The following is a 24,581-nucleotide window of genomic DNA, read 5'->3' as shown; positions in this document are numbered from 1 at the left end:
ACACACCCTATCTGCTAGGAGTAAGGCATGAAACTGAAGCGTTTGATGGCGGCAATGACTTTTGTCGCTGCTGGCGTTGCGACTGCCAACGCGGTTGCCGCTGTTGACCCTGCGATCCCGAGCTACACCAAGACCACTGGTGTGTCGGGCAACCTGTCCAGCGTCGGCTCCGATACCCTGGCCAACCTGATGACCTTGTGGGCCGAGAACTACAAGAAAGAATACCCGAACGTAAACATCCAGATCCAGGCCGCCGGTTCCTCCACCGCGCCGCCCGCACTCACCGAAGGCACCTCCAACCTGGGCCCGATGAGCCGCAAGATGAAGGACAACGAACTGCAGGCCTTCGAACAGAAGTACGGCTACAAGCCAACCGCTATCCCGGTTGCCGTGGACGCCCTGGCCGTATTCGTGCACAAGGACAACCCGATCCAGCACCTGACCATGGAGCAGGTCGACGCGATCTTCTCCTCCACTCGTCTGTGCGGCGGCAAGACCGACGTCAAGACCTGGGGTGACCTGGGCGTGACCGGTGACCTGGCCAACAAGCCGGTCCAACTGTTCGGTCGTAACTCGGTATCCGGCACCTACGGCTACTTCAAGGAAGAAGCCCTGTGCAAAGGCGACTACAAGCCAAACGTCAACGAGCAACCAGGTTCGGCTTCGGTCGTGCAGTCCATCAGCTCTTCGCTCAACGGCGTGGGCTACTCGGGCATCGGCTACAAGACCGCCAGCGTGAAGACCGTGGCCCTGGCCAAGAAAGGCAGCACTGAGTTCGTCGAGGACACCGAAGAGAACGCCCTGAACGGCAAGTACCCGCTGTCGCGTTTCCTCTACGTGTATGTCAACAAGGCTCCGAACAAGCCTCTGGCTCCCCTGGAAGCCGAGTTCGTGAAGCTGATCCTGTCCAAGCAAGGCCAGGAAGTCGTGGTCAAGGATGGCTACATCCCACTGCCAGCCAAGGTAGCCGCCAAGGCCCTGGCTGACCTGGGTCTGTCGGAAGGCGGCAACGTCGCCAAGAAGTAAGCCCTGAGCCCGGGCCGGCGCCCGGGCTTTTGTGGAAGCGGGCCTGCTCGCGAAGAGGCCGGTGCATTCGACGTCGATGTCGACCGGCCCGATGCTGTCGCGAACGGGCTCGCTCCCACACACAAATTCCTGTCCGCTGCCGGTTTGTTCGGCGGCGGATTTGTTGCGTCACTGCATTGTCATCTTTCTGTCATACAGGATCGCTAGGGTGTGCGCATGAATGATCTGGCCAATTCCACAATGACTACGACTTCCCCTCCCAAGCGCATTGATTTCAATACGCCTGAGCTTCAACGCAAGCGTCGCGTCCGCGCGCTCAAGGATCGCCTGACCCGCTGGTACGTGCTGGTGGGTGGCCTTGCCGTCCTGGCGGCCATTACCCTGATTTTCTTCTTCCTGGCCTATGTCGTGCTCCCGCTGTTCCAGGGTGCGGACCTGACGGCCAAGGACTCCATCACGCCGGCCTGGATGCAGGACGCCGGCAAACCGCTGATGATCTCCATCGAAGAGCAGAACCAGGTGGCCATGCGGGTTTCCGACAAGGGCCAGGCGCTGTTCTTCGACCTGACCAGCGGCGCCGAACTGCGCCGTGTCGACCTGCCGGTCCCGGCCGGCGCCAGCGTGACGTCCATTGGCGAAGACCAGCCCGGCAGCCCGCTGGTGGTGATCGGCCTGTCCAATGGCCAGGCCCTGGTGTTCCGTCATACCTATAAGGTCACCTACCCGGACGGCAAGAAAACCATCTCGCCTGCCGTCGAATATCCTTATGGTGAGACGCCGATCGTCTTGAGCGAGCAGGGCGCGCCCCTGGAGCACGTCAGCCTCAACGCCACCGATTCGACCCTGTTGCTTGCCGGTTCCAGCGGTGCCCAGTTGCAGGTGCTGTCGCTCACCAGCGAAGAAAACATGATGACCGGCGAGATCACCAGCGAGCAGACGCGCATCGAGCTGCCGCAGATGACCGAGCCGGTGAAGAACATCTTCGTCGACCCTCGCCAGCAATGGCTGTATGTGGTCAACGGCCGGGCCCAGGCCGACGTGTTCAACCTGCGGGACAAGAGCCTCAACGGCCGCTACAAGCTGCTGGAAAACGCCGAAGCCCAGATCACCGCCGCCGCCCAGCTGGTGGGGGGGATCTCGCTGATCTTCGGTGATTCCAAGGGTGGCCTGGCCCAATGGTTCATGGCCCGCGATGCGGACGGCGAGCAACGCCTGAAGCAGATCCGCACCTTCCAGATGGGCACCACGCCGATCGTCGAGATCAGCGCCGAAGAGCGCCGCAAAGGCTTCGTCGCCCTCGATGCCGCCGGCAAGCTCGGCGTGTTCCACAGTACCGCCCACCGCACCCTGCTGGTGGACCAGGTGGTCGATGGCCAAGGTCTGTTCGGCATGTCGCCGCGGGCCAACCGCCTGATCGTGGAGCAGGGCGGCAAGCTGCAGCCGCTGACCCTGGACAACCCGCACCCGGAAGTGTCCTGGAGCGCCCTGTGGAGCAAGGTCTGGTACGAGAACTACGACGAGCCTAAATACGTCTGGCAATCGACCGCCGCCAACACCGACTTCGAACCCAAGCTGAGCCTTTCCCCGCTGACCTTCGGTACGCTCAAGGCCGCGTTCTACGCCATGCTGCTGGCCGCGCCGCTGGCCGTCGCCGCCGCGATCTACACCGCCTACTTCATGGCCCCCGGCATGCGCCGCAAGGTCAAGCCGGTGATCGAGCTGATGGAAGCGATGCCGACGGTGATCCTCGGTTTCTTCGCCGGCCTGTTCCTGGCGCCGTACGTGGAAGGGCATCTGCCAGGTATCTTCAGCCTGCTGATGCTGTTGCCCATCGGCATCCTGGTGTCCGGCTTCGCCTTCAGCCGCCTGCCCGAGTCGATTCGCCTGAAAGTGCCGGACGGCTGGGAGAGCGCGCTGCTGATTCCGGTGATCATGTTCGTGGGCTGGCTGTCGCTGTACATGAGCCCGTACATGGAAGCCTGGTTCTTCGGCGGCGACATGCGCATGTGGATTTCCCATGACCTGGGCATCACCTATGACCAGCGCAACGCCCTGGTGGTGGGCCTGGCGATGGGTTTCGCGGTGATCCCGAACATCTACTCCATCGCCGAAGACGCCGTATTCAGCGTACCTCGCGGCCTGACCCTGGGCTCCCTGGCCCTGGGTGCCACGCCGTGGCAGACCATGACCCGCGTGGTGATCCTCACTGCCAGTCCGGGCATTTTCTCGGCACTGATGATCGGCATGGGCCGGGCGGTGGGCGAGACCATGATCGTGCTGATGGCCACCGGTAATACGCCGGTCATGGAAATGAACCTGTTCGAAGGCCTGCGCACCCTGGCGGCCAACGTGGCGGTGGAGATGCCCGAGTCTGAAGTCGGTGGCAGCCATTACCGCGTACTGTTCCTGTCGGCACTGGTGTTGCTGCTGTTCACCTTTGTCATGAACACCCTCGCCGAGCTGATCCGTCAGCGTCTGCGCAAGAAATATTCGTCGCTTTAAGAAAGGTAGAAGTCTGTGAAACAGCACTCCCTGAAAGGATGGTTCAAGAGCGGCGCCCCCGGCGTCTGGATCAGCGGTGGCGCGGTGTCCATCGCGGTGATCATGACCATTGGCCTGCTGGCAGTGATTGCCGTGCGCGGCCTGGGCCACTTCTGGCCGGCGGACCTGATCCACGCCAGCTACAACGTGCCGGGCATGCCCAGTCACCTGGTGGTCGGCGAAGTGGTGCAGAAAGAAGAAGTGCCTCGCGAGCGGCTGAAAAGCGCTGGCCTGCCGGTGCCCGACGAAGGCCCCGAGTTCATGACCCGCGAGCTGGTGAAGGTGGGTAACCGGGACCTCAATGGCACCGACTTCACCTGGATCGTCGGCGACTGGCTGACCAACCAGACCACGCCACCGGAGCTGATGGCCATCGAGCGCCGCGAGTGGGGCAACTTCTACGGCTACCTGGTCAACGTCAAGGAGGAGGGCAAGGTCGTTGCCGAAGGCGAGGCCGCCTGGCCGCAGTTGCAGGCCCGGGTGGAGCGCGTCAACCAACTGGCCGCGGAGCTCAAGACCCTGGAGAAGGTCGAGATCGGTGCGATCAACGCCGGACTGGAGCGTATCCGCCTGCACGGTCGCAAGCTGGAGCTGGACGGCAAGCTTGACGCCTCGGCCCAGGCCGACCTGGACAGCGAGCGTGCCGAGCTCAACGCTCGCTACAAGGACATCGAGGCACGCCTGACCGACCTGCACGCCCAGTTCAACCGCGACAGCCTGACCGCCCGGGATGCCAACGGCAAGGAAGTGGAAATCAGCATCGGCAAGGTGGTGCACGCCTATCAGCCGAACGGCATGGGTACCTTCACCAAGCTGGGGTTCTATTTCAGCAAGGTCTGGGAGTTCCTCAGCGACGACCCTCGTGAAGCCAACACCGAAGGCGGGATTTTCCCGGCGATCTTCGGCACCGTGATGATGACCCTGATCATGGCGATGATCGTGACGCCGTTCGGCGTACTGGCGGCTGTATACCTGCGCGAATATGCGCGCCAAGGCACCATGACCCGGCTGATCCGTATCGCCGTGAACAACCTGGCGGGCGTCCCGGCCATCGTGTACGGCGTGTTCGGCCTGGGCTTCTTCGTCTACGTGCTGGGTGGTTCGGTCGACCGGCTGTTCTTCCCCGAAGCCCTGCCGGCGCCGACCTTCGGGACTCCTGGCCTGCTCTGGGCGTCCCTGACCCTGGCGCTGCTGGCGGTGCCGGTGGTGATCGTGGCGACCGAGGAAGGCCTGGCGCGTATCCCGCGGACCGTGCGCGAAGGCTCCCTGGCCCTCGGCGCGACCAAGGCCGAGACGCTGTGGAAGATCGTGCTGCCCATGGCGAGCCCGGCGATGATGACCGGCATGATCCTCGCCGTGGCCCGCGCCGCGGGCGAAGTGGCGCCGCTGATGCTGGTGGGCGTGGTGAAACTGGCACCTTCGCTGCCGCTGGACGGTAACTACCCGTACCTGCACCTGGACCAGAAGATCATGCACCTGGGCTTCCATATCTATGACGTGGGCTTCCAGAGTCCGAACGTAGAAGCGGCGCGGCCGTTGGTCTACGCCACGGCGCTGCTGCTGGTACTGGTGATCGCGATATTGAACCTGTCGGCGGTGTGGATCCGTAACCACCTGCGCGAGAAGTACAAGGCACTGGATAGTTGATTACGCACTGATTTTCTGTGGGAGCGAGCCTGCTCGCGATGGCATCGCCTCGGTCCAGCGCCGGGCCGAGGTGCCAGAAACGCGAGCAGGCTCGCTCCCACACAACCGAACCGAATTTGTTAGCACAGGGAGCCTCCCATGCAACACGAAGCACATACACACGGCATCAACATGTCGGCCCTGGGCCGCGACAAGCAGAGCCTGAACCTGGCCGAAGAAACCGTCGCCATCGAAGTGCCCGGCCTGAACCTGTTCTACGGCCAGAAGCAGGCGCTGTACGACGTCAGCCTGAACATCCCGAAACAGCGCGTGACCGCGTTCATCGGTCCGTCGGGTTGCGGCAAGTCCACCCTGCTGCGCACCTTCAACCGCATGAACGACCTGGTGGACGGTTGCCGCGTCGAGGGTGAGATCAACCTCTACGGCAACAACATCTACCGCAAGGGCGAAGACGTGGCCGAGCTGCGCCGTCGCGTGGGCATGGTGTTCCAGAAGCCCAACCCGTTCCCCAAGACCATCTACGAGAACGTGGTCTATGGCCTGCGCATCCAGGGCATCAACAAGAAGCGCGTACTCGACGAAGCCGTGGAGTGGGCGCTCAAGGGCGCGGCCCTGTGGGATGAAGTCAAGGATCGCCTGCACGACTCGGCCCTGGGCCTGTCCGGTGGTCAGCAGCAGCGTCTGGTGATTGCCCGCACCATCGCCGTGGAGCCGGAAGTATTGCTGCTCGACGAGCCTTGCTCGGCCCTGGACCCGATCTCGACCCTGAAGGTCGAGGAGCTGATCTACGAACTCAAGTCCAAGTTCACCATCGTCATCGTGACCCACAACATGCAACAGGCGGCTCGGGTCTCCGACTACACCGCGTTCATGTACATGGGCAAACTGGTGGAATTCGGCGATACCGATACGCTGTTCACCAATCCGGCCAAGAAGCAGACCGAAGACTACATCACCGGTCGTTATGGCTAGTCGAGGCCGTTGCAAGCCGCAGAGCACAGGCGGCAGATGCGATCCGGATCAACATTTAACTGCTTGAAGCTTGCAGCTTGAAGCTTGCAACTTTCGCGGAGCGAACAAGATGATTTCGAAGGAAGGCCTTACTCACCACATTTCCGCACAGTTCAACGCCGAGCTGGAGGAAGTGCGCAGTCACCTGCTGGCCATGGGCGGGCTGGTGGAAAAGCAGGTCAACGACGCGGTGACCGCGCTGATCGAGGCCGATTCGGGCCTGGCCCAGCAAGTGCGCGAGATCGACGACCAGATCAACCAGATGGAGCGCAACATCGACGAGGAGTGCCTGCGCATTCTGGCCCGTCGCCAACCCGCTGCTTCCGACCTGCGCTTGATCATCAGCATCTCCAAGTCAGTGATCGATCTTGAGCGGATCGGCGACGAAGCCACCAAGATCGCTCGCCGCGCCATCCAGTTGTGCGAAGAGGGCGAGGCGCCGCGCGGTTACGTCGAGGTTCGCCACATCGGTGACCAGGTGCGCAACATGGTGCGCGATGCCCTGGACGCCTTTGCCCGTTTCGACGCCGACCTGGCGCTGTCGGTGGCCCAGTACGACAAGATCATCGACCGCGAATACAAGACCGCCCTGCGCGAGCTGGCGACCTACATGATGGAAGACCCGCGTTCCATCTCCCGGGTGCTGAGCATCATCTGGGTCCTGCGTTCCCTGGAGCGTATCGGCGATCATGCGCGCAACATCTCGGAACTTGTGATCTATCTCGTGCGTGGCACCGATGTACGGCACATGGGGCTCAAGCGAATGAAGGAAGAAGTTGAGGGCACCCCGTCCGAAACCGCTAATGTTCCGGGTGAAACTGACGATAAGTAAGATTGCCCAAGAAAAGCGCCCGGCCTTCTGGTCGGGCTTTTTTTTGTGGCCTTTTTAATCGAAAGCAGCACCCCGCGAACGAAAAGTCCCGGCGTGACTGACGGTTTTTGGCAATATGCCATCAGTAAAAGCGGTATGCTTGCCGGGATTTTTTAGAGGTGGATCTGGATGAGTAAGGTCAGTGTGTTGGTCGTGGACGATGCTTCGTTCATTCGTGACCTGGTGAAGAAGTGCCTGCGCAATTACTTCCCGGGCATCCGTATCGAGGACGCGGTGAACGGCAGGAAAGCCCAGGCCCTGCTGGCCCGTGAGGCATTCGACCTGGTGCTGTGCGACTGGGAAATGCCGGAGATGTCCGGTCTTGAGTTGCTGACCTGGTGCCGCCAGCAGGACAACCTCAAGGGTATGCCGTTCGTGATGGTCACCAGCCGTGGCGACAAGGAGAACGTGGTCCAGGCGATCCAGGCCGGCGTTTCCGGCTACGTCAGCAAGCCCTTCACCAACGAACAGTTGCTGACCAAGGTCAAGCAGGCCCTGCACAAGGTCGGCAAGCTCGACACCCTGATGAACAGCGCCCCGACCAAGATGAACTCGGCGTTCGGCAACGACTCCCTCAGCGCACTGACCGGCGGCAAGGGCGCGCCGGTAGTGACGGCTGCCGCGCCAGCTCCTGCTGCCGCCAGACCGGCCGCCGCTGCGCCTGCCGCTGCCGCACCGGCTGCTCCCGCCGCCGCGCCGGCCCGTGGCTTGCTCAACAGCCCGCCCGTCAAGGCGCCGGCCGCCTCCGCAGCGACCGCCAACCGCGGCCAGGGCCAGTTGCGCCTGTCCAGCGGCACCCAGCAATGCGTGATCAAGGCCCTGAGCCTCAAGGAAGCGCTGCTGGTGGTCAAGCGCACCGACACCCTGCCTCAGGTGCTTGAAAGCTCCGTACTGGACATGGAGCAGGGCGACAACGCCGAAACCGCGCGCCTGAACGGTTATCTGCACGCCATCGTCGCCCATGAGCAGACACCGGACAGCGAATGGCTGCAACTGACCTTCCGCTTCGTCGACAAAGACCCGCAGAAGCTCGACTACATCTCCCGCCTCATCGCCCGCGGCACGGCGCAGAAGCACTTCGTTCCCGGCGCCTGATCCGGCGACGGCCTCCAGCCCGCTGTCGCGAGCGGGCTCGCTTCCACATTGGTTTGCAGTATCCACAGTCCTCTGTGAGAGCATGCTCAAGACCGGCTCCTCCAATCTTGAGTGCAACATGCTCGTCATGTCGGACAGCAAGACTGACCATTGGTCCGGACTGTTATTTCCTACAGGTTGTTCTTCAGGTTTTTTCTCCTAAGTTGCTGCGGACAGTCGTCCTGATGGTTGCCTGCACAATGGGAGAGCGTGATGAGCCTATTTATCAGCCTGGAAGAAAGAAATCGAATAGCCGACGCATTACACCGTGATCAGGCACCGTTGCTCGAGGCTTCGATCGATGAAGCCGTGGACGGGAAAGTCTCGTATGCCGATCTGGAGATGGGATTGACCATCCGTATTCCTTTTGTCGATGGGATGCGGGTGGATGGTCGATATCATGCAGTGCTGCAATCGGTGGATGGGCCTGGCGGGTTTGGTATGGGTGGAACAATCCAGGAAGCGAACCAGGACATCGTCGTGGACGTGCCGGCTGACCGGGCGTTGGAGTTCCAGGGGCAGCAGGCCGCACTCTATTATTTCTATCTGGAATATCCGGTCGAAGAGACGAAATCGCCAGTCGTCGTGCTGTCAATGGAGGGTCAGATATATAAGCCTGTAGTGGATGAAGCGGTTGACGGCATGATTGCCCTCCCGGTGGTTGTGCAAGGCGTCAACCTGCGCATCAGAGCCGGCTCATCGCTCACGCCGGGTGCTCTTGTTTCTGTCTATTGGTGGGGTTCGAGCGCGGATGCCTGTTTCGTCAAGCACATGGTTATTGGGCCGGGTCCGGTGGAGGATCTGGTCGTGCCCGTGGGGGCGGATTTTCTGGTACCGATCAAACACGGCACTGTCAGGGTTATCTACACGGTGCAATCGACAGCGGGAACGAGGGTATCCCCTGTCCTTGAACTCGGTGTCGCTGGCGACCTGGCCGTGCCCGCTGGGATCCACCAGCAAGGACAGGAAACTCGTAGCGTGGTCTATCTTTCGGCCATCAGTGAGGGAGGCTCTTATCCGTTTCGGCTGTTGACTCAGGGAATGGTTGCGGGCGATGTCGTGATATTTTTCTTCACCGGCTTTCGGCTCGGCTCTGAACTGGTGATACGGCATACGGTCAAGCAATCGGATATCACCGCTGGCCTGATAATGTTCGGGGTACCGATTTCGTATTTATCGTTGCAAGAGAGTGCCTGGGTTTGGAGTATGGTTGATCGTCCGGAGGGTGGTGCTGTAGGGTCTCCTGATCTGCCTTTGTTCCTTGTGTCCCCTTCCCGAAGCGGGGGCCAGTGCCTGTAGATTGATTTTGGGAACCCATCTGCTCGCGATCAGGCCATGGGCCTGAGCAAAGCGCCTGTGGCCTGCATTTTGAAACATCCGTCGACTACGCTGGTCCATCCCAGCTGCTAGGCTGCTGTGCAGGCCTTCACTTTTCGACAGAATCTTGCCCATGCTCGTGCCTTTGCTGTTTGCCTGTGGTCTTGTCCTGGCCTCCACGTCGGCCGTGGCCATGACAATCTACAAATCCACCGATGCCAATGGCGTGGTGTCCTATAGCGACCGCCCCAGCAAGGGCGCCCAGGTGTTCGTGTTCCGTGATCGCATGGTCGAGCGCCTGGAACGACAGGTGTTTCTCGATATCCACAAGCAAAAAGGCGCGGACGCGGTGTTCGTGCGCAATGACCTGTACGCGCCGGTGGAGATCGAGTTGAGCTTCGCCGGGTTGAGCAACGTCAGTGGCGCGCCGAGCCGGCCGATTCGTCGGGTGTTGCCGGCGCGCAGCAACCTGCGCCTGGCGCTGCTCACGGCCACGCAGCCCGGCCGGCCCCTGGTGTACACCCCGCGGTTCGAATACTCCCTGGGCGACCCCGCCGGCACGGCGCAAGCCTACCGCTACCCATTGCCGTGGCGCGGCGGGCCGTTTCGCCTGAGCCAGGGCGCCAATGGCCAATACAGTCATTACGGCCCCAAGAATCGCTACGCCATGGACATCGCCATGCCCGAAGGCACGCCGATCATCGCGGCGCGTGGCGGCGTGGTCATCAAGACTGAAAACGAACAGACCGGCAGGGGGGACGATCCTTCGGGCAACTTCGTGCGGATACTGCACGACGACGGGACCATGGGGGTCTACCTGCACCTGCAGAAAGGCTCGGTGAGCGTGCGGGAAGGGCAACGGGTGGGGGTGGGTACGCCGTTGGCGTTGTCCGGCAACACCGGCAACAGCTCCGGTCCGCACCTGCATTTCGTGGTGCAGCGCAACACCGGCTTGGGGTTGGTGTCGATTCCCTACCAGTTCAACCAGCCCGTGGGGGACTTGCCCAACTTTGCGGTGGGCAAGCAGTAGCCTCTGCAGCAGCAAAAGCGCTTCTGTGGCGAGGGGACAAAACCCCTCGCCACAGAAGGGTCGTCGCCGCAAAGGTGTTGATGCTCAATCGAGCATCAACACCTTCGCCAGGATGATCTTCGGGCCTTTCATCTTCTTGATGATGATCCGCAGGCCTTCGACTTCCAGCACTTCTTCCTCTTCCGGCACCCGCTTGAGGGTTTCATAGACCAACCCTGCAAGCGTCTCGGCCTCGATGTGATCCAGGTCGATGCCCAGCAGACGCTCGACCTTGAACAACGGCGTGTCGCCCCGTACCAGCAGCTTGCCCGGCTGGTAGGCCAGGATGCCGCGCTCGGCCTTGCGGTGTTCGTCCTGGATGTCGCCCACCAGCACTTCCAGCACGTCCTCCATGGTCAGGTAGCCGATGATGTTGCCGTCGGCTTCCTCCACCAGGGCGAAGTGCGAGCCGCCCTTGCGGAACTGCTCCAGCAGCTGCGACAGCGGCATGTGCCGCGACACACGCTCCAGGGGCCGGGTCAGTTCGGCCAGGTTGAACGATTCGGGGATGTGGTCCAGGGCCGCCAGTTCCAGCAGCAGGTCCTTGATGTGCAGCAGGCCCACGAACTCCTGGCGTTCGCTGTCGTACACCGGGTAGCGGCTGAATTTGTGACGGCGGAACATCGCCAGGATTTCCTTGAGCGGCGCGTTGAACTCCAGCGTCACCAGGTCTTCCCGGGAATTGGCCCAGTCCACCACCTCCAGCTCGCCCATTTCCACGGCCGAGGCCAGCACGCGCATGCCCTGGTCGCTGGGGTCCTGGCCACGGCTGGAGTGCAGGATGAGCTTGAGCTCCTCACGGCTGTAGTGGTGCTCGTGATGGGGGCCCGGTTCCCCTTGGCCGGCGATGCGCAGGATGGCGTTGGCGCTGGCGTTGAGCAGGTAGATGGCCGGATACATGAGCCAGTAGAACAGGTACAGCGGCACGGCGGTCCACAGCGACAAAAGCTCGGGTTTGCGGATGGCCCAGGATTTGGGCGCCAGTTCGCCGACCACGATGTGCAGGTACGAAATGATGAAGAACGCGGTGAAGAAGGAAACGCCCTTGATCACTTCCGGCGATTCGACGCCCACCGCGCCCAGCAGCGGTTCGAGGATGTGCGCGAACGCCGGCTCACCGACCCAGCCCAGGCCCAGGGAGGCGAGGGTAATGCCCAGCTGGCAGGCGGACAGGTAGGCGTCGAGCTGGCTATGGACGGTGCGCAGGATGTGCCCCCGCCAGCCGTTCTGCTCGGCGATGGCTTCGACCCGGGTCGAGCGCAGCTTGACCATGGCAAATTCGGCCGCAACGAAGAATCCGTTGAGCAGAACCAGGATCAGAGCAAAGAGAATCATGCCGAATTCGGCGAAAAGTGTGACGAGGGACAAGCCAGGGGATGGGTCCATGATGGGGTTTTGCAGGTTCCGTGAGTGCTTGGAGGGTCAAAAATGCATGCCTGCAAAGGCAGGCGCAAGTCAGCCAATGTAGCGGCTGACTCGGCAATTGCCTAGAGGGAAGCGCCGGCGTGCGTCAATCGGCAGGGGTGGCGTGACGCGCGCGAACCACCTGCGCCGGGGCGAAATGGCAAGTAAAAGTGCTGCCGTGGCCGGGCACGCTGCTGATTTCCATGCGGCCTCGGTGCCGCAACAGGACATGCTTGACGATCGCCAGCCCCAAGCCGGTGCCACCGGTATTGGAGTTGCGGCTGGAGTCGACACGGTAGAAGCGTTCGGTCAGGCGCGGCAGGTGCTTGCTGTCGATGCCGATGCCCGAGTCCTGCACGCTCAGGTGCGCGCCTTGCACGTCGCCCCACCAACGGATATGGATCCGGCCTTGTTCCGGCGTGTACTTGACCGCATTGAACACCAGGTTGGAAAACGCGCTGCGCAGTTCTGCCTCGCTGCCCTTGAGCTGCACCAGCGGGTCGGCTTCCAGGGTGATGGTTTGTTGCTTGGGGCCGGACAGCTCCTGGGCATCTTCGCTGATGATCTGCAGCAGGTCGTCGATGGGGACCGGCTGGTTGTCCGACGGGTAATCGGTGGCCTCCAGCTTCGCCAGCAACAGCAAGTCGTTGAGCAGGGTCTGCATGCGTCCGCTCTGCTGGTGCATCTGCTGCAGGGCCCGGCGCCAGCGCGGGTTCACCTCGTCGACATTATCGAGCAGGGTTTCCAGGTAGCCGCAGATCACTGTCAGGGGCGTGCGCAGTTCGTGGGATACGTTGGCGATGAAGTCCTTGCGCATCTGTTCCAGCTGATGAATGCGTGTCACGTCGCGCACCAGCATCAGGTGTTCGTTGTTGCCATAGCGGGTGATGTACAGCTGGATGCGCAGCCGGTCATTGGTGGGGGACGGGATTTCCAGGGGTTCGGCGTAGTTTTCCTGCTCGAAGTATTCCTTGAATCGCGGGTGGCGTACCAGGTTGGTCACCGGCTGGCCGCTGTCCTGGGGCGTCTTGAGGCCCAGCAGGGTCTCGGCGGCGCGGTTCCACCATTCCAGGTTGCCGTCGCTGTCGAGCATGATCACCGCGTCCTTGAGGGCCGCCGTAGACTCCTGCACCCGGTCGATCACCGCTTGCAGGCGGCCACGCACGCGCTGGTCGCGCCGTTGCAGGTGGTAGATGCTGTCGAACACCTCGCCCCACAGTCCGTAGCCGTCGGGCGGGGCCTCGTCGGGTTTGTGCAGGCGCAGCCATTCGTGCAGGCGCAGCAGTTGCTTGAGGGTCCAGGCCAGGTAGAGGGCCAGGCCCGCCGCCAGGCTCCAGGCGTAATGCCCGCTGATCAGGCCGATCACCAGGCAGCCGGTGACCAGCAACAACATGTGGCGAATCAGGGTGCCATGCCAGTTTTGATTCAATTGAACACGCGTCCTTGTCAGCTTGTCGGGCGGTAAGGGCTCGGATCAGGCCTTCGTCGAAAAACGATAACCGGTGCCACGCACGGTTTGTACCAGATTCTCATAGGCATCGCCGAGGGCCTTGCGCAGGCGACGGATGTGCACATCCACGGTGCGCTCCTCGACATAGACGTTGCCGCCCCAGACCTGGTCCAGCAGCTGGCCGCGGGTGTAGGCGCGTTCCTGGTGGGTCATGAAGAACTGCAGCAGGCGGTATTCGGTCGGCCCCATCTCGGCAGGCTTGCCGTCGATGGTCACCCGGTGGCTGATCGGGTCCAGCAGCAGGCCGCCGACTTCGATCGGCGCCTCGCCATCGGTCGGCCCGGCGCGGCGCAGTACGGCCTTCAGACGCGCCACCAGTTCCCGTGGGGAGAACGGTTTGGTGATGTAGTCGTCGGCGCCGACTTCCAGGCCCTGGATCTTGTTGTCTTCCTCGCCCTTGGCCGTGAGCATGATGATCGGAATGTCACCGGTCAGCTCGTCGCGCTTGAGGCGCCGCGCCAGCTCGATACCGGAGGTGCCGGGCAGCATCCAGTCCAGCAGGATCAGGTCGGGCTTGCGGTCGATGATGATCGCGTGGGCCTGTTGAGAGTTTTCTGCTTCCATGCAGTCATAGCCGGCCATCTCCAACGCAACGGCAATCATCTCGCGGATGGGCGCCTCGTCGTCGACGATCAGAATGCTCCTGCCAACCATGGGGTAATCCTCTTGTCATTTAACTGTCTTGCGCCGCATTAGATAACGGAATTATTGCAGTCGTGTGACAGTTATTTCGTGCTTCGGCAGCAAAAGGGATCCTGGGCTACGCTTTTCAGTCCGAATCCTGGCTACCACACAAGAAGGTTTTCCATGGCTTATTACACTCGATCCATCAACGCGCTGGGGCTGTTGGTTGCGTTGGCATTACCGGGAATGGCGTTTGCGGCTGGCGAGCCGGCGATGGTCAAGGACGGTGTGCTGGTCGATCACGCGGGCATGACGTTGTATACCTTTGACAAGGATGACGACGGCAAGTCGATGTGCAACGACAAATGCGCCGTGAACTGGCCGCCGCTCAAGGCTGAAAGCACCGCGACGCCCTCGGGCGAATGGACTGTGATCACCCGTGCCGATGGCTCTTCACAATGGGCCTATGACGGCGATCCACTGTATACCTTTGTTGGTGACAAGAAAGCGGGAGACATGACCGGCGACGGCAAAATGGATGGCGCATGGAAGATCGCCAAGCCCGACTGACTCCCGTCTGTCGAAGATCGCTGTGGCGAGGGGATTTATCCCCTCGCCACAAGGTCCGGTGACTACTAAGAAATAGGTGTGCCTCAGCGCAACGCGTAATCCAGCACGATCCCCGCGAAAATTGCCAACCCGGCCCAGTGGTTGTGCAGGAATGCCTTGAAGCAGCGCATCCGGTCCCTGCTGCGGGTGTACCAGAACTCCCAGGCAAAACACCCGGCGGCGACCACCAGCCCCAAGTGGAACCAGGTGCCCAGCTGGAACTTTACGCCGGCCAGCAGCAGGCAGCCCAGCGCCAGGCCCTGCAGCGTCAGGATGATCACGCGGTCGGCGTCGCCGAAGAGAATCGCCGTGGACTTCACCCCGATCCGCAGGTCGTCGTCCCGGTCGGTCATTGCGTAGTAAGTGTCATAGCCCACCGTCCACAGCAGGTTGGCGATGTACAGCAGCCAGGCGGCCGCCGGCAGGTGGCCGGTCTCGGCGGTGAACGCCATCGGCATTCCCCAGGAGAACGCCGCGCCCAGCACCACTTGCGGGTAATAGGTGTAGCGCTTCATGAAGGGGTAGGTGAAGGCCAGCGCCAGCCCGCCGAGGGACAGCAGGATGGTCGGTGCGTTGGTGCACAGCACCAGCAGGAAACTCACCCCCATCAGCACCGCGAAAAACACCAGCGCTTCCTTCGAACTGACCTTGCCGCTCACCAGCGGGCGCTGCTCGGTGCGTTTCACATGGCCGTCCACCTTGCGGTCGGCCCAGTCGTTGATGACGCAACCGCCAGCGCGGGTCAGTACCACGCCGAGGACGAAAATCACGATGTTGGCCAGGGAAGGGGAACCCTCTCCGGCGATCCACAACGCCCAGAGCGTCGGCCACAGCAACAGGTAGATGCCGATGGGCTTGTCCATGCGGGTCAGTTGCAGGAAATCCCAGGCCCGTGGGTTGAGGCGATTCAAGGATTTGAGCAGTTGCAGGTACATCAGCAAGTCTCCGAATAGGCGCGCGCGACGCTCCACAGGCGCGGCAGGAAGATTTCCGCCACCAGCACGCTCAACGCGCCGCGATCGAAACGCGAACGACGGCCCCACAGTTGTGGCGCGCGCACCTGCGCCGGCAGCCACGGCTCAGGGTAATGGCAAACCTCGATGGCGCGGCGCTGGAACGCCTGGTCGCAGAACAGCAGCTCCCCCAGGGAGCGGCTGCCCAGTGCGTCCATCTGCAACCCGTCCCCTTCCAATGCGCTGCGCGCCGCCACACTGCGGGCGAACACCCAAGGCTCGCCATGCCCCAGCAGGTACACCTCGCGGACCCAGCCTTCGCTGCCCTCGGCCAGGTCCAGGGCGGCGCATTCGTCGGCCCGCAATGGCTGCCAGCCTTCAAGCAGCGGCATCACACTGAAGTGGTCGTCCGACAGGCGCGTCAGGCGCCGGGTCAGGGAACCTTCGTCATACAGCCAGTCGAGCACACAGGCATCGGGGCGGGGCGAAAGCAGGTGCCGAGGCCACCAGTGAAGTGTAGGAAATATCGAATTTGTATGCGGCACAGGGGTCTTGAATGGCAGCAAAGGAGGTCGCGAGCTTACCATGGCGATCGTCGGTTTTGACGGCCCCGGCCTGCCATCGCGTCGATCGTGCTTGCATCTGCGGCGACCGATCAGTACAAAACGCCCTGAGCCGGAAGGGCGACCGCATCGACCCAACCATACCGGCAAACGCCTGATACCCGAGGAAGTACCCGAATGAAGAAGTGGCAATGTATCGTCTGCGGCCTGATCTATAACGAAGCCGACGGTTGGCCGGATGATGGCATCGCCCCCGGCACCCGCTGGGAGGATGTTCCGCAAGACTGGCTGTGCCCGGACTGCGGTGTCGGCAAAATGGACTTCGAAATGATCGAGATCGCCTGATCCGTCGTCCCCATCAAGAACAGCATGGAGAGCAACATGAGCGCACCTGTCGTCATCGTCGGTACCGGACTGGCCGGCTACAACCTGGCCCGGGAGTTTCGCAAGCTCGATAGCGAAACCCCGCTGCTGCTGATTACTGCGGACGACGGACGCTCCTACTCCAAGCCGATGCTCTCCACCGGCTTCGGCAAGAACAAGGACGCCGACGGCCTGAGCATGGCCGAGCCGGGCGCCATGGCCGAGCAACTGAAGGCCGAAGTGCGTACCCATACCCGCATCAGCGGTGTCGATCCGGGCCACAAGCGCCTGTGGATCGGCGAGGAAGCGGTGAGCTATCGCGACCTGGTCCTCGCCTGGGGCGCCGAAACCGTGCGGGTGCCAGTACAGGGTGACGCCGCGGACCTGATCTTTCCCGTCAATGACCTGGAAGACTACGGGCGCTTCCGGGCGGCTGCTGTCGGCAAACGTCGGGTACTGCTGCTCGGCGCCGGCCTGATCGGCTGCGAATTCGCCAACGACCTGATCCTTGGCGGCTACGAAGTGCAACTGGTGGCGCCGTGCGAGCAAGTCATGCCGACGCTGCTGCACCCGGCTGCCGCCGCCGCGGTGCAAGCCGGGCTGGAAAGCCTCGGCGCGCGTTTCCACCTGGGGCCGGTGCTCAATCGCCTGCAGCGGGTGGCCGACGGGCTGGAGGCGCACCTGTCCGACGGCCAGGTGATTGCCTGCGACCTGGTGGTCTCGGCCATTGGCTTGCGCCCGCGCATCGACCTGGCGGCTGCCGCGGGCCTGGTGGTCAATCGCGGCGTGGTGGTCGACCGTCACCTGAAGACTTCCCACGCCAACATCTTCGCCCTGGGCGATTGCGCCGAGGTCGATGGCTTGAACCTGCTCTACGTCATGCCCCTGATGAGCTGCGCCCGGGCCCTGGCCCAGACCCTGGCCGGCAATCCGACCGCCGTGAGCTATGGCCCCATGCCGATCACCGTGAAGACACCGGTATGCCCGCTGGTGGTTTCACCGCCACCGCGAGGCCGCGAAGGCGTCTGGAGCGTCGAAGGGCAGGGCGCCGACATCAAGGCCCTGTGCCGCGATGCCCAGGGCAACCTGCTGGGCTATGCCCTGACAGGTGCGGCAGTGATGGAAAAGCTGGCGCTGAACAAGGAACTTCCGCCCCTGTTGGCGTAAATACTGGGGGTTCTGTCGCAAAAACCCTACTTTTCGTCCCACAAAGCTCATCCGGCCACTGGCGCCGCCTGCTGCCCCGTGCCATTCTCACTTCCGTCTGCCGCAGTGTAGAGCCTGCGGTGCCTTAGGGGCTGTTCCCATGAGACCAGCCCAGACATAACAACAAAAAACCGTCAAAGGGGCTTCATTCATGCGTAAACCAGAACTCGCCGCCGCCATCGCGGAAAAAGCGGACCTCACCAAGGAACAGGCCAACCGCGTCCTCAACGCCGTTCTCGAAGAAATCACCGGCGCCCTGCATCGCAAGGACAGCGTTACCCTGGTAGGTTTCGGCACCTTCCTGCAACGCCACCGCGGCGCCCGCACTGGCAAGAACCCACAGACGGGTGAGCCGGTGAAAATCAAGGCCAGCAACACCGTCGCTTTCAAGCCGGGCAAATCGTTGAAGGACATCGTCAATCCGTAATTGCTGCAACCACCTCGGTTGGGGGGAAGTGGCAACAAAAAGGGCACATCGGTGCGAATCGAGTGCCCTTTTTCATGGTTTTTTGCCTGAGCCTCCCGAGTCGCCGTGGGCGCTGACGTGAACATGGGCAGCGTCGGTGCGGCGCCATGCGGCTCCTGGAACGCCACAAGGCCGAGCGGGTGGCCGATACGCGCTGGGCGGGCGCGGCATGGCACAGCCCGGACGGCCTGTGGACGCCGTTGATGCATTCGCCCTGATGGTGCGGGACAAACGGGGCGGTCCGGATTTCGTGCCGGCCAATATCTGACGGGGCTGGCTCTTACATTCAAGGAGTGCAGGCGTGATGCGATCTCGTTTCGATCCGCTGGTTCATGTCGATTGGAAAATCCCGGGGGGCGAGCTCCTTGCGTTGCTCCAGCATTACTACCCCGATATCGACGTGTTTGTCGGCCGGCCCTTCGAGGCGCTGCTGGATGAGCTCTGCAATGAGATGCCCGAGATCTGCTTCCAGGCGCTGGCCAATGCCTTGGCCGAACGAGGCTACGACCTGTGGAACCTGGATGCCGGCGGCGATGACTACCGACCGGTCATTGTCCCGACCGATCAGCGCCAGGCATTTGCCAGGCACTGGCAGGACCAGGAGGACTTCACGCCGAGCCTGATCGAGCCCCGGCAACCGGTTGTCGCCGAGGGAAAAGCCCCGCGCAAGCCGGCCAGGTCCAAGCGCGGCAAGCTGAACTGGCTGCAGGAAGTGCACGACTATCCCGGCCCCACCTACGTCGATGAATACAACTACCGCAACGGTTGGGCCGCCGTTACCGAGCAGGACGATGAACGGTGGCTGTGCTTCCTGATCGACTATAACCAGTGGCCGCCTGCGGAGCAGGACATGCTCGAGCACCGTACCGATGGGCTCGACGGTGCCGACCTGCAACTCATCGATGCCAATGCCCGGCGCAGCCTGTGGAGACGTCGGGTCAAAAGCGGCGATTACAGTGCGGACGACCGCTACCGATACGAAGTGCGCCAGGGTGACGATATCCAGGATTTCGGCCCTGCCCAGGTGCAATGGCCGGGCTTCGAGCAGCCCTGTGTCGTGGTGGACGGCGAGGTCTTCGAACGCCAGCGTATTTACGAGCCAGTGCCGATGACGCGTATCTGGCGGATCACGGCGCAGGCCAGCGAAGTCATTTTCGAACACCCGGATGAACTGACGATATTGCCTATCGGGGCCCGTCGCCTGCTGTTCATGCAGCACAACGGCCCCCTGTGCTGGACCTGGAGTCAGGACCCACCGCACCAAGCCATCGCCGCCCAGCCGATGCCGGCGGTGGACGGTTACCACCTCCGAAGTTCGACCGCCTACCTGGGGGGTGATGAGATCCTGCTGTTCAGCGAAGACAAGCGAAAGAGCCTCCAAGACCCGCGCTACCACGAGACCGTGCTGCTGGCCTGGCGCTTCAACGTGGTCACGGGGGCCGCAACGAAGGCGCTGCTGGATGGCTTTGGCAGCGAGGTGCGCCAGGACACGCGCCTGCTTGTCACAGAACCCAGGAACGTCATCACGCTGCGCACGTTCCACGGGCGGGTTCATGTCAGCCGGGGGCACGGTGACTGGTGGGTCTGGAACTACGTCACTCAGACGTTCGGTTCCCACACCCTGGCCTGGTTCTGGAATCAGCGCAGCAACCAGGTGCTCAAGCTGTCCAGCCAGGATATCCGGCGTATCAAGCCGCAGGTGCGTTACCTGCCGGCCCAGGATCGCTACCTGGCGTTCGAAGCGGATTTCGTCGCCAGGTTGCCGACGTTCGACGCGATGCTCGAGGCCAAGGGCAGCGAGGTGCTGGGTTTCGACTGACCGGGGCGACAGCCAGGATGTGCGCCTGCGCCCAGCTTCCTGGGCGCTGCGCTCCGGCTGTGCCGGGACGGACTGGCACCTTGTCCTGTTCGCCTTTGTCGACCCGCCCTGGAAACGTAGAGCGCTAGCGAACCCCTTCCACCAGGACCTTGTCTTTCTCACCGCCCCAAGGGTCGTCCAGCAGGTACTTGGCAGGTGCCTTGCTGTCTGAGGGCACCAGCGTGATCTTGTAGAAAATCTCGTCCCCTTCGCACACTTCGAAGTACAACGCGTAGTCGCGTGCCTGCAGGTCAAGCTCGACCTTGAATTTTTCAGCGGCGGAGGCGACTTCCACATGGTTGATGTCGGTGACTTGAAACGGCACGACGATGCAGCGCTGGGCGGTGGGATCAAGGTTGAAGTGATCTTCCAGTTTCAAATGCACATTGGCGCCGAAAGCGTCCTCGGGCAAAGGGTCGAACACCACATAGTCTTTATGGATGATCGCGCCTTGTTCCAGGTTGGTCTTGCCCCACTGGCTCGAGGTCTCGTCGAAGGGCCGTGAACGGAATTGAATCTGGCTGTGGGAGATCAACAGATCCACGGATTGAGCGGTATTTTTCATCAGTAAACCTCGATTTTGACTCTGGTTCCGTCGGGTAGGTCGGACAGGATGTTGCCGATACTCGAGCCGGCCCCCCGGTTGTCGCTGGGATCGATGTACTTGACGCTGGCGCCGGTGCCACCTTCCTTGAACATTGCCATCGGCCACTCGTCCCGGTCCTTGCCTGCTTTGGTCTTGACGTCCTTCAGGCTGAGTTTGCGATTGAGCTTAGCGGTGTCGCGTTGAATGGTCACAATGTAGGGATGACCTTTTTTGATCGCGCCGTCGATGTGTCCAAATGTCTGGGGATACTCGGAGCGTTTCAATCGCAGCCTGTAATCGTACTGTTTTGACCGTGCCTTGATCAGCGTACAGCCGGCAAGGCCAAGGGGGTCCTGCCAAGTGAATGGATTCAGGACGAACGCGTAAAGATTGAACCCTCCGGCCAACCCGATCGGATCCGGTGTGATGAATCGGCCGGTGTCGGGATCGTAATATCGGTGCAAGTTGTAATGCAGCCCCGTCTCCCGGTCCAGGTACTGTCCCTGGAACCGCAGGTTCTGCTCTTCGATGTAATACGGCTCGCGCAGCTCTTCCAGCGTGTTGCCCCACACCCGATAGGTCGCCCGCCAGATGTTGTGTCCGTCGGCTTCGGTGAGCTGCTCTGGCAGGCCATTGAGGTCGTTGTGGTAATAGCGGATTTTTTGCAGCGGACCAGTGCCATCGACCCGGGCCAGGGGTTCGTAGCTGTTGTCGTCGTAAAGGTACAGGCTGGTCTGCTGGTGGCGATACTCTTGCAACAGGCGCAGGCCGTCCCAGGCGAAACGGGTTTCGCCCAGCGGATAGCCATGGGTGTCATGCTCGGTTTTTGCGATGCGTCGGCCCAGCGGGTCGTAGGTCATGCGCACGATGCTGCCGTTCTCGTTGCGCACTTCGACCAGGCGGCTCTCGGCATCATAGGCAAAGCGTTGCAGGCCCCGTTTTGCGCTGCGCTTTTCGATCATCCGGCCAAAGGCATCGTAGCGGTAACGCTTGTCCTCATAAGTCAGCAGCTTGTTGTGCACCACCCGTCCAGCGCCGGCTTGCGGGCCGTCCAGCAGGTTGGCGGCGGCGTCGTAGGCGAACGTCTCGCGTTGGCCGTGGAGGCTGTCCTGGCTGGCGAGGATGCGGCCGGTGGCGTCGTAGTGCAGGAATTGGCGGTGTGGTGTGGCCGGTTGCTGATCGAGCTTGCCGATCAGGTTGTCGGCGGGGTCGTACTCGAAGCGTTTTTGCAGCGTCGCCGGCAGGTTCGACGCTTGGCTGCCGTGGCAGCGTTGGCGCGCACGCAGGCGGCCGCAGCGGTCGTATTCGCTGCGGGTGCTGACCTGTCCTTGGGTGCGTAGCACTTCGCGGTGCAGGCGGTCGCGCTCGAAGTCGCTGATGACCTGGCCGTCGAGGTTGATCTGGTGCAGATGCCCGCTGCCGTAGTACAGCCGGTTGAGCCAGCGGCCATCGGGCAGTTGGGTCTGGATCAGGTTGCCGAGTTCGTCGTAGTGATATCGCAGGCTGCCGGCGGCGCTGTTTTCGGCCACCAACTGGCCGAGGGCGTCGTAGGCGAAGCTCAGGCCTTGGGCGTTGCCCTGATGGTCGGTGAAAGTGACGGCGGTAAGCTGGTCCAGCGGGTCGTAGGCATATTCGGTGCGGCCATCGTCGGTGACTTTGGCAATCAGCCGGCCCACGGCGTCGCGCTCCAGTCGATGCACGATGGGCGATGGTGGCGTTTCGGGAACGACCGCCAGGCCTGTGCCGTAAGGGGCCGGAACGGCCGTTACCGCTGTGACGTTGTCCAGTCGGTCGTAGGTGTAGCGCTTGGCGCTGCCATCCAGGTCCTGCTGTTCGGCCAATCGGTCTCCCGCATCCCAGGCAAACCGATAGCTCTCGCCGTTCTCGTTGACCAGCGCCTGCAGTCGCCCATAGCTGTCATACGCGAACTGCACCTGCCGGCCCTGGGCGTCGGTGCGCTGGCGGACCTGGCCGCGGCGGTTGTGCTGGTAGAGCGTGGTGTGTCCGGCAGGGTCGGTGTAGCCGGTCAACTGGCCGGCGACGTCGCGCTGGTACTGCTCGGTGCGGCCGTCCGGCAATTGGCTGCCGATCAGACGGCCCCGGGCGTCGTAGCTAAATTGGGTGCGTTCGCCCAGGGCGTTGGTGATGGTTCGCAGGTGGCCACGCGAGTCGTAGCTCAAGCGTGTCGGATAACCCGAGCAGTCGATGTGCTCCACCAGTTGCCCGAAAGGGTTCCAGCGCAGCTTCTTGCTTTTGCCGGTGGCGTCGATGATCTCGATGGCCTGGCCGTGGGCGTCGTAGCGGTAGCGGGTGACGTGGCCCAGGGGATCGGTTTCGCCGATGCAGTTGCCACGTTGATCGTAGCGGTATTTCCAGCTGTTGCCGGCCGCATCGGTGTACACCAGCGGCAGGGACCAGTGTTCGAGCCAGAGGGTCGATTCGCTGCGACCCAGCGGGTCGGTTTCGCCGATCAGGTTGCCGGCTGCGTCATAGCTGTAGGCGTAGCGCCCGCCCTGCGGGTCGGTGGCGCCGAGCATCTGGCGTTCGTCGTTCCACTCGAACGTCCAGGTCTGACCGAGGTTGTCACTGCATCGGGTGATCTGGTACTGGCTGTTCCAGTGTCGCGTGCTGACGCGCTGCAGGCTGTCGGTGATGCGCGTGGTGCCGGCCGAAAGGTCGTAGTCGAACTGGTAGGCATCGCCCTCGTCGGTCCAGTGACGGACCACGCGCCATTCCTGGCCGTCGATCAAGGCCCAGTCGTAGAAGCAGCGCAGGCCCGTCGGTAACTGGTGTTCCACCATGCGCCGCCCTGCGTCATAGGCGAAGCGTCGTTGCACCAGGCCGGCGGCGTCGCGTACTTCGACCAGGTTGCCCAGCGTATCGTAGCCGTAGCTGACCAGCGCTTCGCGTTGCTGGTCGGGGTACAGGCGCTCGATCTGGATGACACGTTCACGCTCGTAGGCCAGTTCCACCTGTATCAGGTCGAAAGCATCGCGCAGCCGCACCAGGCGCCCGGTTTCGTCGTAGTCGAGGTGAATACGGTTGTCGTTGCGATCGCCCAGCTGGCTCAGGCGCAAGTGCGATGGGTTGGCAGGCGTGGGCTCGAACAAGCGGTACAGGCCGTCGTCGCTTTCGATCAGCAACTGGCCGTTGACGTGGCGACGCACGGCCAGGCCTTCGCCAGCGCTGAACACCGCACCGCCCAGGGGGATCGAGCCCATGTCGATGCGGCGGCCCTGTTCGTCGGTGTAGACCAGGGTTTCGCCGCCCTCCGGATGCGGCCGGATTTCGACGCACACTTCGTAGGGCACGCTCCAGCCGACGCCGAACAAGCCTTCGCCGCGCTCGTCGCGGCTGCAGTAGAAACGTTGCCAATCGATAGGCAGGATCCCCGGCAGCACGAAATCCCGCTCCTCGTCACCACCCAGCACCTTGGCCCCGGTGGCGGCATGCACCGGATTCGACGAGCCCATGGCCGCATTGGCCGCCGCGCCCATGGCGCTGCTGACCGCCATCGACGCCGCCGCGCCAGCCAGCATGCACGGCAGGTTGCTCAGGAACTTGCCCTTGCCACCCTTGAGCATCAGCAACGCAGTCACCGCCAGGCCCACGCCCGGTGTCTTGCCGCTGCGGATCTCGCGCACCACCACCGAACCGCCGCCGATGGTCACATCTGGAGAGATCAGCCCGGACGACACCACCTTGGCATCGCAGGTGCTGCGGTCGCCGCTGCGCACGGCGGGCTGGCCGTTGATGGTGACCTTGTCCGAGCCTTCGGCCAGGAACTGCGGTGGCATCGGCGGGTGCTTGGTGCAGATGACCA

At 62.5% G+C, this 24,581-nt stretch carries 20 protein-coding genes; 13 read left to right on the top strand and 7 right to left on the bottom strand.

Annotation, left to right across the window (positions count from 1 at the left end):
• Positions 1 to 27: 27 nt before the first annotated feature.
• From BLP99_RS12935 to BLP99_RS12900, 8 genes are all read left to right on the top strand, one after another.
• Entirely contained in the window at positions 28 to 1,026 is a 999-nt protein-coding gene (locus BLP99_RS12935; RefSeq protein ID WP_072397249.1) for a phosphate ABC transporter substrate-binding protein PstS, read from the top strand.
• Between the two features lie 468 nt (positions 1,027 to 1,494).
• The gene (locus BLP99_RS12930) at positions 1,495 to 3,528 is read left to right on the top strand and encodes an ABC transporter permease subunit (RefSeq protein ID WP_172834652.1); all 2,034 of its coding nucleotides are present in this window, start codon (positions 1,495 to 1,497) and stop codon (positions 3,526 to 3,528) included.
• Between the two features lie 15 nt (positions 3,529 to 3,543).
• A complete protein-coding gene (gene pstA / locus BLP99_RS12925) occupies positions 3,544 to 5,214 on the top strand; it encodes a phosphate ABC transporter permease PstA (RefSeq protein WP_092180460.1) in 1,671 nt (556 codons plus the stop codon).
• A 138-nt stretch (positions 5,215 to 5,352) separates the two neighbouring features.
• Complete coding sequence (gene pstB / locus BLP99_RS12920) at positions 5,353 to 6,186, top strand: phosphate ABC transporter ATP-binding protein PstB (protein WP_072397244.1); 834 nt, start codon at positions 5,353 to 5,355, stop codon at positions 6,184 to 6,186.
• A gap of 109 nt (positions 6,187 to 6,295) precedes the next feature.
• Positions 6,296 to 7,057, top strand: a complete 762-nt coding sequence (gene phoU / locus BLP99_RS12915; RefSeq protein ID WP_030139132.1) for a phosphate signaling complex protein PhoU — start codon at positions 6,296 to 6,298, stop codon at positions 7,055 to 7,057.
• Positions 7,058 to 7,225: 168 nt separating this feature from the next.
• On the top strand, positions 7,226 to 8,191 hold the full coding sequence (locus BLP99_RS12910; RefSeq protein WP_072397240.1) for a response regulator: 966 nt from the start codon (positions 7,226 to 7,228) through the stop codon (positions 8,189 to 8,191).
• Between the two features lie 252 nt (positions 8,192 to 8,443).
• A complete protein-coding gene (locus BLP99_RS12905) occupies positions 8,444 to 9,529 on the top strand; it encodes a hypothetical protein (RefSeq protein ID WP_092180458.1) in 1,086 nt (361 codons plus the stop codon).
• Positions 9,530 to 9,680: 151 nt separating this feature from the next.
• Positions 9,681 to 10,577 carry a peptidoglycan DD-metalloendopeptidase family protein gene (locus BLP99_RS12900; RefSeq protein WP_092180456.1) on the top strand — a complete coding sequence of 299 codons (897 nt, stop codon included), beginning with the start codon at positions 9,681 to 9,683 and terminating at the stop codon, positions 10,575 to 10,577.
• An 84-nt stretch (positions 10,578 to 10,661) separates the two neighbouring features.
• Here BLP99_RS12900 and BLP99_RS12895 read toward each other — a convergent pair whose 3' ends face one another.
• The 3 genes from BLP99_RS12895 to phoB all read right to left on the bottom strand — a co-directional run bounded on the left by BLP99_RS12895 (position 10,662) and on the right by phoB (position 14,184).
• Positions 10,662 to 12,002: a hemolysin family protein gene (locus tag BLP99_RS12895; RefSeq protein ID WP_072397234.1), complete on the bottom strand. Its 1,341-nt coding sequence runs from the start codon at positions 12,000 to 12,002 to the stop codon at positions 10,662 to 10,664.
• A 124-nt stretch (positions 12,003 to 12,126) separates the two neighbouring features.
• Complete coding sequence (gene phoR, locus BLP99_RS12890; protein WP_231991122.1) at positions 12,127 to 13,413, bottom strand: phosphate regulon sensor histidine kinase PhoR; 1,287 nt, start codon at positions 13,411 to 13,413, stop codon at positions 12,127 to 12,129.
• Between the two features lie 81 nt (positions 13,414 to 13,494).
• The gene (phoB, locus tag BLP99_RS12885; protein ID WP_053148877.1) at positions 13,495 to 14,184 is read right to left on the bottom strand and encodes a phosphate regulon transcriptional regulator PhoB; all 690 of its coding nucleotides are present in this window, start codon (positions 14,182 to 14,184) and stop codon (positions 13,495 to 13,497) included.
• A gap of 153 nt (positions 14,185 to 14,337) precedes the next feature.
• On the opposite strand from phoB, the gene BLP99_RS12880 reads away from it, so the two are divergent.
• Entirely contained in the window at positions 14,338 to 14,724 is a 387-nt protein-coding gene (locus BLP99_RS12880) for a COG4315 family predicted lipoprotein (RefSeq protein ID WP_072397230.1), read from the top strand.
• An 83-nt stretch (positions 14,725 to 14,807) separates the two neighbouring features.
• Here the strand turns inward: BLP99_RS12880 and ubiA are convergent, their stop codons facing one another.
• Both ubiA and BLP99_RS12870 read right to left on the bottom strand, forming a co-directional pair.
• Positions 14,808 to 15,698 (bottom strand): 4-hydroxybenzoate octaprenyltransferase, encoded by an 891-nt coding sequence (ubiA, locus tag BLP99_RS12875; RefSeq protein WP_072397228.1) that lies wholly within the window; start codon positions 15,696 to 15,698, stop codon positions 14,808 to 14,810.
• The gene (locus BLP99_RS12870) at positions 15,698 to 16,261 is read right to left on the bottom strand and encodes a chorismate--pyruvate lyase family protein (protein WP_072397580.1); all 564 of its coding nucleotides are present in this window, start codon (positions 16,259 to 16,261) and stop codon (positions 15,698 to 15,700) included. Before BLP99_RS12870 ends, ubiA begins: the two co-directional genes overlap by 1 nt.
• A gap of 195 nt (positions 16,262 to 16,456) precedes the next feature.
• Between BLP99_RS12870 and BLP99_RS12865 the strand changes: the two genes are divergently transcribed.
• The 4 genes from BLP99_RS12865 to BLP99_RS12845 all read left to right on the top strand — a co-directional run bounded on the left by BLP99_RS12865 (position 16,457) and on the right by BLP99_RS12845 (position 20,133).
• Positions 16,457 to 16,624, top strand: a complete 168-nt coding sequence (locus BLP99_RS12865) for a rubredoxin (protein WP_072397226.1) — start codon at positions 16,457 to 16,459, stop codon at positions 16,622 to 16,624.
• A 36-nt stretch (positions 16,625 to 16,660) separates the two neighbouring features.
• Positions 16,661 to 17,809, top strand: coding sequence for an NAD(P)/FAD-dependent oxidoreductase (locus BLP99_RS12860; RefSeq protein WP_076405925.1), 1,149 nt, complete (start codon positions 16,661 to 16,663; stop codon positions 17,807 to 17,809).
• A 190-nt stretch (positions 17,810 to 17,999) separates the two neighbouring features.
• Positions 18,000 to 18,275, top strand: coding sequence for an HU family DNA-binding protein (locus tag BLP99_RS12855; RefSeq protein ID WP_072397222.1), 276 nt, complete (start codon positions 18,000 to 18,002; stop codon positions 18,273 to 18,275).
• Between the two features lie 343 nt (positions 18,276 to 18,618).
• A complete protein-coding gene (locus tag BLP99_RS12845) occupies positions 18,619 to 20,133 on the top strand; it encodes a DUF6630 family protein (protein WP_076405927.1) in 1,515 nt (504 codons plus the stop codon).
• Between the two features lie 124 nt (positions 20,134 to 20,257).
• On the opposite strand, the gene comJ is transcribed toward BLP99_RS12845, so the two are convergent.
• Together comJ and BLP99_RS12835 are read right to left on the bottom strand one after the other, a co-directional pair.
• Positions 20,258 to 20,737 carry a competence protein ComJ gene (gene comJ, locus BLP99_RS12840; protein WP_072397218.1) on the bottom strand — a complete coding sequence of 160 codons (480 nt, stop codon included), beginning with the start codon at positions 20,735 to 20,737 and terminating at the stop codon, positions 20,258 to 20,260.
• The coding region (locus BLP99_RS12835) for an RHS repeat-associated core domain-containing protein (protein ID WP_092180452.1) at positions 20,737 to 24,581 on the bottom strand (3,845 nt) is incomplete at its 5' end. The genes BLP99_RS12835 and comJ, both read right to left, overlap by 1 nt.

The organism is Pseudomonas sp. NFACC32-1, from assembly GCF_900101215.1.
GTDB lineage: Bacteria > Pseudomonadota > Gammaproteobacteria > Pseudomonadales > Pseudomonadaceae > Aquipseudomonas.
This window is presented reverse-complemented; position numbering and strand designations above follow the sequence as displayed.